Genomic DNA, 9,799 nt, shown 5'->3' on the forward strand with positions numbered 1-9,799 from the left:
ATCCTACAGCAGTTAATACACTGTCTAAAGAAAATATTATATCCAGCAATGCCACCTGCAAAACTACTATTTTAAAGGATGCTTTAAAAGTGATCAATTTGTTCTTAGTGGATTCTCCAGCATCTTCAGTCACATTCCGATGAATTTCATCTGTAGCCTTCCAAATTAAAAAAACTCCGCCAAGTATAAGAAAAAAATCACGTGCTGAAAATGATAACTCACTAATTGTTACCAAAGGATTAATCAATTTAATCATATTTACTGCTAAAGACAGTAAAAGCAAACGAGTAACCCAGGAAAAAGTAAGCCCCCACCTTCTTGCTTTCTTTCTTTGATGAACGGGTAATTTTTCAGTCAAAATAGAAAGAATAATCAGATTATCAATCCCTAAAACAATTTCCAATAGGGTTAAAACAATTAAGCTGACAGTAATGTCTAAAAACTCCATCCAACCCTCCTTTCAACTTTAATTTCCCCATCAACTTAACAGTTCGCAGTTAGTAAAAATCAGGGTGTCTTTTTTAATTTGCAGTATAATCCTATAGTGTAGCCTTAATCCAATTTTTGATTTAAAAAACAACTTTATTAAGAGGGAAACTTGCAGTAATTGTTTATAAAGTCAATATTATTAAATACAAATGATTCACTTTATGAATTTGCTTAGTTATAATTAGCTCGTATTGAATCAACGTGTGAGAAAGTATAATCATTAAGTTCATCAAAAAGCTATTAAAAAGAAACAGAGCGCATTCCTGTCCTATTGATACAGCTCATATTATTCCAAGGAATAAACATTCTATCTCTAAAACAAACGTTAGCAACAACGCATTAAAAGTGCTTAACCGTTTAATTTGCGGCGGTTTTCAGGCATACATCGTTGGTGGTAGTGTAAGAGACTTATTACTTCATAAAGCTCCTAAAGATTTCGATGTAGCAACCAATGCTACACCCAATCAAATTAAAAGCTTATTTAGAAATGGACGTATTATCGGGCGTCGTTTTAAACTGGTTCACATCCTTTTTCACCGTGAAGTTATTGAAGTAGCTACTTTTCGTAGTCATGCTGCCGTTGATGAAAATCAACAAACCAATGAGCGCGGTATGTTAGTGCGTGACAACGCCTTTGGTTCTTTAGATGAAGATGCATGGAGACGCGACTTTACGATTAATTCACTCTACTACAATATTACCGATTCAACCATCATTGATTTCACTGGTGGTTTTAGAGATATTCAAGATAAACTTATTCGCATAATTGGCGATCCAGTAACACGTTATCAGGAAGACCCGGTACGCATGCTCCGTGCCATACGCTTTAGTGCCAAACTACATTTTAATCTAGCGCCAGAAACTGAAGCGCCCTTTCCAGAAATTAGCCATCTGATTACTCATGTTTCTAACTCACGTTTATTTGATGAGATGACTAAATTATATCAATGTGGTAATGCAGAAACAGTACAGAAATTATTGATGCAATATGGATTATTTCATCATTTATATCCACAAACCGCTGCTCTTTTAAACAGTCACTATCCTGTAAATAATTTATTAGCAATTGCCCTGGAAAATACAGATACACGCATTCATGATCAAAAGCCAGTTACTCCCGCATTTGTGTTTGCTGTCATTTTATGGTTTCCTATGCTTGAACAATCAAAACAACTACAAGCCTTGGGAATGGAGCCTTTACCTTCTGTTGAAAAAGCAATGTCTTTAGTTATTACTACACAAAATAAAATTATTTCTATTCCCAAACGATACACCCAAATTATTAGAGAGATGTGGCTATTACAATACCGTTTTCCTAAACGATTAGGTGGACGCGCATTTAATTTATTGCAGCATCCTCGCTTTAGAGCGGCTTATGATTTTATGGCCTTACGAGCACTTGCTAGTGATGAATCAATGGAACTGGCTCAATGGTGGACTACTTTTCAAGAAGTAAACGAAGAAGTGCGTGCACAAATGGTTTCGCAACTTAGTAGCTCTAACCCCTCAAAACCTAGATCCCGAAAAAAAGAAAAAGTTAATAAATGAATGTTTGCTATCTTGCACTCGGTTCCAATCAAAAATCTCCACAACGTCAGCTTAGAAGAGCCATCCACGCGATTCGCTCTTTAAATGCCACTTCAATTACAAAAATCTCAAATTTTCACTGGACCAAGCCGTGGGGACTCTTAAACCAACAAGATTTTTGTAATGCAGTTATTGAAATTGTTACTATATTATCACCCTTGCAATTACTAAGTGCATGCCAAAAAATTGAAAAACAGCAAGGTCGTATGCGTAAAAAACGTTGGGGTCCTCGTATAATTGATATTGATATTCTGTTTTATGGTAATCGAACTATTCGTACAAAAAAGCTTATCACCCCTCATCCCCATATTTTATCAAGGGATTTTGTTTTAATTCCTTTAAAAGAGCTAAATACTACAATTAAGGGGTATAGAAACAACAAAACTAACACACCGCGACTATAATCTACTACACTTCAGAATAATAAACAGGTTTATCGTGAGGGATACCATGTATACTAATATTTTATTTGCAACGGATCTGCTTAATGAACATAATCATCTTACTAAAAAAGCTGTTGAAATAGCTAAGCAATTTCATGCTAAATTGTATTTGTTGCATGTAATTGAATTACCAGCAAGCTTCCAATTAGCTCAAGGATTAGGATTTACAGAATTGGCAAACCCTGCCAAAGACGATGCACAAACTGTTTTATCCCTAATTGGTGAAAATTTCCACATCCCACCTGAACAGCAATTTGTTGATATCGGTTCCGTTAAAGAGCATATTTTTAATAAAGTTAAGGAACTTAATTGTGAACTTATTATTATTGGTAGTCGTTCAACCTCCGGCTTGCATTCTTTTTTAGGTAGCACTGCTCACGCTACTGTTAACCATGCTCCTTGTGATGTATTAATTTTGCGACTTTAAGCAATAAACTCCATCTGCTCATGGTGGTTCCATCATTGAAAGTAGTTGGATAAAATATGAATTCTGATTTAGTTTGTAATGTTTTTCAAATAGCTCTTTGCAAAGAAAACTTGAGACAGACCTTGTTGTTCATTCAGACTGAGGAGTTTAGTATATAAGCAAGCCATATACACAGCTTTTAAAAATCAATATTTTACCAGAAGGTTATATTCACCCTAAAGAAGAGGAACTCGAGTCCAAATTAAAATTAATTCACACCATGTGTTTTATCTGAGTTTTTTATAAGAGATCTTCAATCAGTTGACCGCCCCATGACTTCCTAAGAGCCTGTTTAATCCTTAGCTCTTTTAGCTTTCTTCCTTTTAGCCCAATTCATTAATCGTCTCTTCTTATTCACTTGACGTTCAGACAACTTATTTTTTTTCTCAGCAAAAGGATTTGACCCTCCCTTAAACTCTATTTTCAAAGGAGTGCCAACCAATCCCAAGTGCTTCGTAAATTCATTGTTTAAATAACGTTTATAGCTATCGGGAAGATCCGCAAGTTGATTACCGTGAATAACAATTACAGGAGGGTTATGTCCACCAAGATGAGCATATCTGAGTTTAATGCGGCGCCCATTCACACAGGGTGGTGTATGTTTTGTGCTAATATCCTGTAGTAAACGAGTTAATTTTGGTGTAGAAAATGATTGTATGGCTGAAGCATAGGCTTCATTGATGTCTTTAAATAAGGTTCCTACACCACTACCATGTAAAGCAGAAATAAATCTAATTTTTGCAAAATTTGCAAAATGTAACCTTCTTGATAATTCGTTTTTTATGTTTTCTTTATGCTCTTCATCAAGCCCATCCCATTTATTTACGGCAATAACTAAAGCTTTCCCAGACTCAATAATAAAACCAAGTAAATTCATGTCCTGATCAGTTATTCCTTCATTCGCATCGAGCAGTTGTAAACAGACATTTGATTCTTTAATTGCCTGCAACGTCTTGATTACAGAAAATTTTTCTATTTTTTCATCAATACGTGATTTTCTTCGTACTCCTGCTGTATCGATTAAAATATACCGTTGCTCCTCTCGGAGGAAAGGAATTGCAATACTGTCACGGGTGGTACCAGGCATGTCATAAACAACTACGCGTTCCTCACCTAAAATACGATTAATCAGAGTAGACTTACCTACATTAGGGCGACCTGCAAAGGCTATTTTAATTACATTATCCTCGACAACTTCATCTGATAATGGTGCATATGGAACCAATACAGCATCCAACAAAGAATGAATGCCACTACCATGGGACGATGAAATAGAATGGATTTCAGGGATACCTAATGATTGAAAATCCGCACACACAACATCATCATCTAAGCCTTCTGCTTTATTGACAATAAGGTAAACTTTTTTATTTAATTTTCTTAGGTTAGCCGCAATATTTTCGTCGATTCCTGTGAGTCCTGAACGTCCATCAACCAAAAAAAGAATGATATCCGCTTCATTTAAGGCGATCGCAGATTGTTTCGACATTAAATTGTCAACAGCAATATCATCAACCCCAATACCGCCCGTATCAACTACGATATAAAGTTTATTATTATGCTGGGCTTGACCGTATTGTCTATCGCGCGTTAACCCAGGAAAATCAGCAACAAGCGCATCTTGCGTTTTGGTCAATCTATTAAATAAAGTAGACTTACCTACATTGGGCCGCCCAACCAGTACAATCACAGGGATCATTATTAACTCACAGACAGTTGATTAAGCATTCCGTTATCCGTTAACACATAAAGTGTTTTTCCTACCACGCTTGGTGAAGTACTTACTCCACTCGACGCTTTAAAGCGTCCTAGTAGCTCTCCACTTCGAGAATTAATAAAATGCAGATAGCCTGCTTTATCCCCTACAACCAGCTCATTACCAATCAGTGCAGGTTCAGTTAATCCACGAGCTTTTAACACTTTTTGCTTCCAGTTCACTTGCCCATTACGCTTATTAATAGACCATATCACATCGTGACTGTCACTAACATATAAAGTATTGCCGGCAGACAGCATATTTTTATAAACAGAACCTCGTTTTCGCCAGATAAATTGTCCGTTAGATAAAGATAAGGCACCAATATAGCCTTGATAACTTCCTAAATAGACTACATCACCCTCAGCAATTGGATCAGCATCAATATCAACTAATCGTTCTACATCACTAGATCCTGATGCATACGCGATACTTCTCTGCCAAACCAAGCGCCCTGAATTGATGTCAATAGCGTCCATCTTGCCATCGGAAAACCCAATTAAAACCAAGTTTCCTATAACTATGGGAGAAGAACTTGCTTTTAAAACTAAACTTGGGGAGCCATGCTCCGAGATCCACATTTGTTTTCCATCTGCAGCATTAAAAGCGAAGACCTTTCCATCAATAGTTTTAGCAATAACTTTATCATAGGCGATTGCGGGTGGAGATAAAATTTCCCCGGAAACTTTATTTTGCCATAATTTTTTTCCGTTCGTCTGATTTAATAGAATTAATGCTGAGTTACTGGTTCCCACAGCAATGTACCCATTTGCTAGAGCAGGACCACTAACAAGGCGATGTTTTAATTGTGTGGACCATTTAATTTGACCATCATTTTTTTTAACGGCTTGAACTAATCCACTTGCATCAGCAGTATAAATAATGCCACCCTGTATTACGGGTTTTAAGCGCAAATATTCGCTGTTTTTTGAAGACTTACCAACAGCTATAGACCAGTTTTGTACCACCTTAACTTTTTCTGGAATCTCTGTAAGTTTTTTGGGTTTTGGCGAATTATCTTTACCTAACATGTAATCATCAATTTTTGAGCATCCTTGCACTACAACACAAAGAGCTAAAATAATTAATTTAATTTTCATCAAACTCAAACCTCATATCTATCAACAAACCTTATGTTGATTGTACCTTTTTATCATCAGAATTCAGCGATTGGTTTTTCTCGGCGATTTCGTTAGTTTTCATTTCTAAAAATGAATTACCCATCCCATTGGTTTTAACTTCTGTAATGGCTTGTTTATAAGAATTCATTGCTTCCTGATACTGGCCTGTAGCACCATAAATATCACCTTTTAATTCGTTAATAACTGGCAGGTAAGTAGCATCCACGATGCTACTTAGTTCATTTAATGCATTCGTATACGATTTTTCAGCAAGTAATATCCGTGCAATACGAATTTTTGCAATTTGCCTCAAAGAGAGCATTTTACTTTTATCAGCCACAATTTTTAATTCATTCTGAGCATTCTCTAGTTTATTTTCAGAAACATAAACTTTAGCGAGGGTCATATGCGCCACATCCGCATAAACAGTTTTCTCGTGCTCTTGGATTAATTGATTAGCATAAGATTTAACGATGTTTTCATTATGATTCGATACAGCCAGCATCATTTGTTCATAAGCTACAGAAGCTTGCTGTGTCAATTTATCTTGATGCCATGTTAGATATCGATAGCCAGCAACAGCAAAAATGATTAGCGACAATGCAAGAGTAATCAACGTACCATTACGCCTCCACCATTTTTTAATCAAATCCAATTGTTCCTCTTCCGTCATATAAACTGACATAACACTCCCCTGAACTTTCAACTAAACTCATAACCCTGATTACAAATTCTACTTAGGTTAAATAATCATGTAAAAACCGATTGATCTCAGTTTGCTTTACTATAATCTGATCCGTTCCATTACGTAAGTCTTTAATGCTAATATTATCATTAGTTAACTCATCCTCACCCAAAACTAAAGCTAGGCGCGCTCCACTTTTATCAGCTTTTTTAAATTGACTTTTAAAACTCCCACCACCAGTATTTACTATAACTTCTATTGCTGGGTACGCATTACGAATTGATTCAGCAATTAATAAACCTTTAACTATAGCCTCTTCAGTTATAGCGATAACAAATAAAGCGTTGTTCTCATTCTCTTGGGGCCAAACATTTAAAGTATCCATTAGAAGAAATATACGCTCTAAACCCAATGCAAACCCTGCTGCAGGGGTAGCGTTGCCACCTAATTGCTCAACCAATACATCATAACGACCGCCGGCACAAATTGTTGCTTGGCTACCTAGATGATCTGTAACCCACTCAAAAACAGTATGTCCATAATAATCTAATCCACGAACTAAAACGGGATTAACAACGTAAGGAATCTGTAATGCATCCAACCCAGCGCAAAAACGATGAAAATGATCACGACTCTGTCCTTCAAGCACATCAATTAGTTTTGGAGCATTGGCTAGCAATTGCTGCATTTCAGGATTTTTGCTATCTAAAATTCGTAATGGATTTCTAGTTAATCTTTTTTTACTGTCCTCATCAAGTTGATCGACATGATCATTGAAGTATTCAATCAGAATATTTCTATAGTCTTGGCGCTCAGATAACTTCCCTAGGGTATTTACCTGCAACTGCACTAAATCAGCAAAACCTAATTGAGTCCAGAACTTACGGCAAATGGAAATTAATTCAAGCTCAATTTCTACCCCAGGCATTCCAAATGCCTCAACACCCAATTGCGTGAATTGTCTATAGCGACCTTTTTGAGGTCGTTCGTGACGAAACATTGCACCTAAATACCACAACTTCTGTTGCTGGTTGTATAATAAACCATGTTCTAGACATGCACGGACACAGCCTGCAGTACCCTCAGGTCTAAGGGTGATGCTCTCACCATTTAAATCGTTAAAGGTATACATTTCCTTTTCGACTATATCAGTTACTTCTCCAATAGTTCGTTTAAATAATTGAGTACTCTCAATAATAGGAAAGCGAATTTCTTGGTAGCCATAGCTTGTTAAGCAATGAATGATTGTTTGTTCAATATAATGCCATAATGGGGTTTTATCAGGTAAAATATCATTCATGCCACGTATTGCTTGAATTCTATCAACCACCTATTTTCTCCAATGGTGACATTTCCGGTCTAGGATTTAACAAAGATTTCATTTTAGATATGTCAGTCAACCTAACTTCAGTTGTTGGATCGTGGTCCATTTTTTTTTCTGAAAATACCTGTTGTTGACTCTCTTGATTTTTTTGCCACCAAATACCCACGGCAACCATAACTCCCAATGCAAATAAAATAGTAAACCAGCGAATAACATATTCAGCCTTATTTTGTTCACGTTTACTTTGTTGCCATAAAGCAGCTCGCTCGGGTTTTTTCTCAGAAACATAGTGTTCGTTAAAAACTGATAAATAAGGCTCTGGAGCTACATCCAATAATTTAGCATAAGCCCGTAAATAACCTTTAATAAACACAGGTCCTGGTAGTGAATTAAACTCATTATTTTCAAGTAATTCAATAACACGAGCCCTTAAGTGTAACTTATTGGCAACAAACTCAATAGTGTATCCTCTTTGTTCACGTATACTAGCAAGTTGTAATCCAGGATTAATTTCTTGAATAAGTGCATTCTCATCAAGCGTAGTTGTTGTACTCATTATTTGCTCCACCATTATCGAGATTTGGCTCAATATTTTTGATATTATTTTCATATTCTACAGCCACATTGTACTGACCCACTTTCACTGAAATTTCCTTAGCCAAAGATAACAATATCCTATCGTTTAAAACTAAATTAGGGTATTTTCGCAGCAATGTATAAGCTTCTACATTACGTCCCTCTTTAATCTCTATTTTAATTAGTTCATAAAAAGAAACTTTTCTTATGGGGTCTTGATTTAATGCTTTTGTAAAATAAAGTCTAGCTTTAGCTGTATTAGGGACAGACAAAGCACAGAGACCTGCATTTTCATAGGCTCCTGCTGTGTGTACATAGTGTAAATCATTAGCTGCGCGTAAAAAATAATGTTCTGCTTTTTTGTAATCGTCTTGACGGCATAAGAAAGCTCCATAATTATTAAGTTGTGCTCCTCCATTGGATGCGAATGATAATGCTTTTAAATAATATTTTTTAGCAGGTTCAAGTTCATTGGTCTGCTCAAGATAATAAGCCATTGCTGAATTAACATCAGGTGATTTTGGCTCTTGCTCCAAGGCTGTGAGTAATTTCTTTTTTGCTCTAGGCCTATCGCCTTGTTTTAAATAACCTAATCCTAATTGAACATTATATGAAGCAGCCTTACTAAGATCCGGTTTTTTTAAATTTTGTTGTTCACCTTCTTCATTATGTGTACATGCTTGCATTAATAAACAAGTCAAAATGAATAAGAGATAACATGTTTTTAACACAGAGTTCACATTAACGATTAGAAATGATTCGGCATTATAACCACTTATAGATAAATTAAAAATGTTTTGTAGTTAATTAACTAAGAAAAGTGTGCTAGGGAATACTTAGTCTATATCCAAAGCTCTTATATTCTGCTTAAACTAACTCTTCTTGTTCGAAACCATCAACAACTTTAGGAATAAAATGCAATTTTTGCCATCTCTGCGAACGACTAGTTCTATCTTTAACTTCACCAGCCAGTTGTCCACAAGCAGCATCAATATCATCTCCACGGGTTTTACGGGTGATGGTGTTAATTCCATGAGCAATCAATTTATCTCTAAATGCATCAATTGCTTCTTGAGAAGAACGCTGATAGTGCGTCATTGGAAAGGGGTTGAAAGGAATTAAATTCACTTTTGCAGGAATATTACGTAATAGCTTGATTAATTGACTGGCGTGTTCAGGCTGGTCATTAATCCCTTTTAGCATCACATATTCAAAAGTCACTTTTCTTCTAGGCTCATCTTTAAAATAAGTTTTACATAAAGTCATCAACTGCAGCAAAGGATATTTTTTATTAATGGGCACTAGCTCATTACGTAATTCATCGTTAGGAGCATGCAGGGACACAGCTAAAG

10 protein-coding genes and 1 pseudogene are annotated in these 9,799 nt (G+C 36.0%); 3 read left to right on the top strand and 8 right to left on the bottom strand.

Features of this window, described 5'->3' with window-relative positions:
* Positions 1–448 (bottom strand): TerC family protein (locus WA877_RS03120; RefSeq protein ID WP_425169474.1); only part of this gene is annotated, 448 nt, incomplete at its 3' end.
* 311 nt (positions 449–759) lie between these two features.
* Here WA877_RS03120 and pcnB point away from each other — a divergent pair.
* From pcnB to WA877_RS03135, 3 genes are read left to right on the top strand one after another with little or no spacing between them, the layout of a single operon-like run.
* Entirely contained in the window at positions 760–2,037 is a 1,278-nt protein-coding gene (pcnB, locus tag WA877_RS03125) for a polynucleotide adenylyltransferase PcnB (RefSeq protein WP_425169483.1), read from the top strand.
* Complete coding sequence (gene folK, locus WA877_RS03130) at positions 2,034–2,480, top strand: 2-amino-4-hydroxy-6-hydroxymethyldihydropteridine diphosphokinase (RefSeq protein WP_425169475.1); 447 nt, start codon at positions 2,034–2,036, stop codon at positions 2,478–2,480. Before pcnB ends, folK begins: the two co-directional genes overlap by 4 nt.
* A 46-nt stretch (positions 2,481–2,526) precedes the next feature.
* Positions 2,527–2,946 carry a universal stress protein gene (locus tag WA877_RS03135; RefSeq protein ID WP_425169476.1) on the top strand — a complete coding sequence of 140 codons (420 nt, stop codon included), beginning with the start codon at positions 2,527–2,529 and terminating at the stop codon, positions 2,944–2,946.
* 331 nt (positions 2,947–3,277) lie between these two features.
* Here the strand turns inward: WA877_RS03135 and der are convergent, their stop codons facing one another.
* From der to WA877_RS03170, 7 genes and pseudogenes are all read right to left on the bottom strand, one after another.
* Positions 3,278–4,684, bottom strand: a complete 1,407-nt coding sequence (gene der / locus WA877_RS03140; RefSeq protein ID WP_425169477.1) for a ribosome biogenesis GTPase Der — start codon at positions 4,682–4,684, stop codon at positions 3,278–3,280.
* Between the two features lie 2 nt (positions 4,685–4,686).
* Complete coding sequence (gene bamB / locus WA877_RS03145) at positions 4,687–5,841, bottom strand: outer membrane protein assembly factor BamB (protein WP_425169478.1); 1,155 nt, start codon at positions 5,839–5,841, stop codon at positions 4,687–4,689.
* Between the two features lie 31 nt (positions 5,842–5,872).
* The gene (locus tag WA877_RS03150) at positions 5,873–6,547 is read right to left on the bottom strand and encodes a YfgM family protein (protein ID WP_425169479.1); all 675 of its coding nucleotides are present in this window, start codon (positions 6,545–6,547) and stop codon (positions 5,873–5,875) included.
* 52 nt (positions 6,548–6,599) lie between these two features.
* A complete protein-coding gene (gene hisS, locus WA877_RS03155; RefSeq protein ID WP_425169480.1) occupies positions 6,600–7,877 on the bottom strand; it encodes a histidine--tRNA ligase in 1,278 nt (425 codons plus the stop codon).
* Entirely contained in the window at positions 7,870–8,427 is a 558-nt protein-coding gene (locus WA877_RS03160; protein WP_425169481.1) for a helix-turn-helix domain-containing protein, read from the bottom strand. The genes hisS and WA877_RS03160 overlap by 8 nt, the downstream gene beginning before the upstream one ends.
* A complete protein-coding gene (gene pilW, locus WA877_RS03165) occupies positions 8,405–9,178 on the bottom strand; it encodes a type IV pilus biogenesis/stability protein PilW (protein WP_425169482.1) in 774 nt (257 codons plus the stop codon). Before pilW ends, WA877_RS03160 begins: the two co-directional genes overlap by 23 nt.
* A 136-nt stretch (positions 9,179–9,314) precedes the next feature.
* A pseudogene (locus WA877_RS03170) lies at positions 9,315–9,799 on the bottom strand (bifunctional tRNA (adenosine(37)-C2)-methyltransferase TrmG/ribosomal RNA large subunit methyltransferase RlmN); the annotation flags it as partial.

Source organism: Legionella sp., assembly GCF_049790535.1.
GTDB lineage: Bacteria > Pseudomonadota > Gammaproteobacteria > Legionellales > Legionellaceae > Legionella.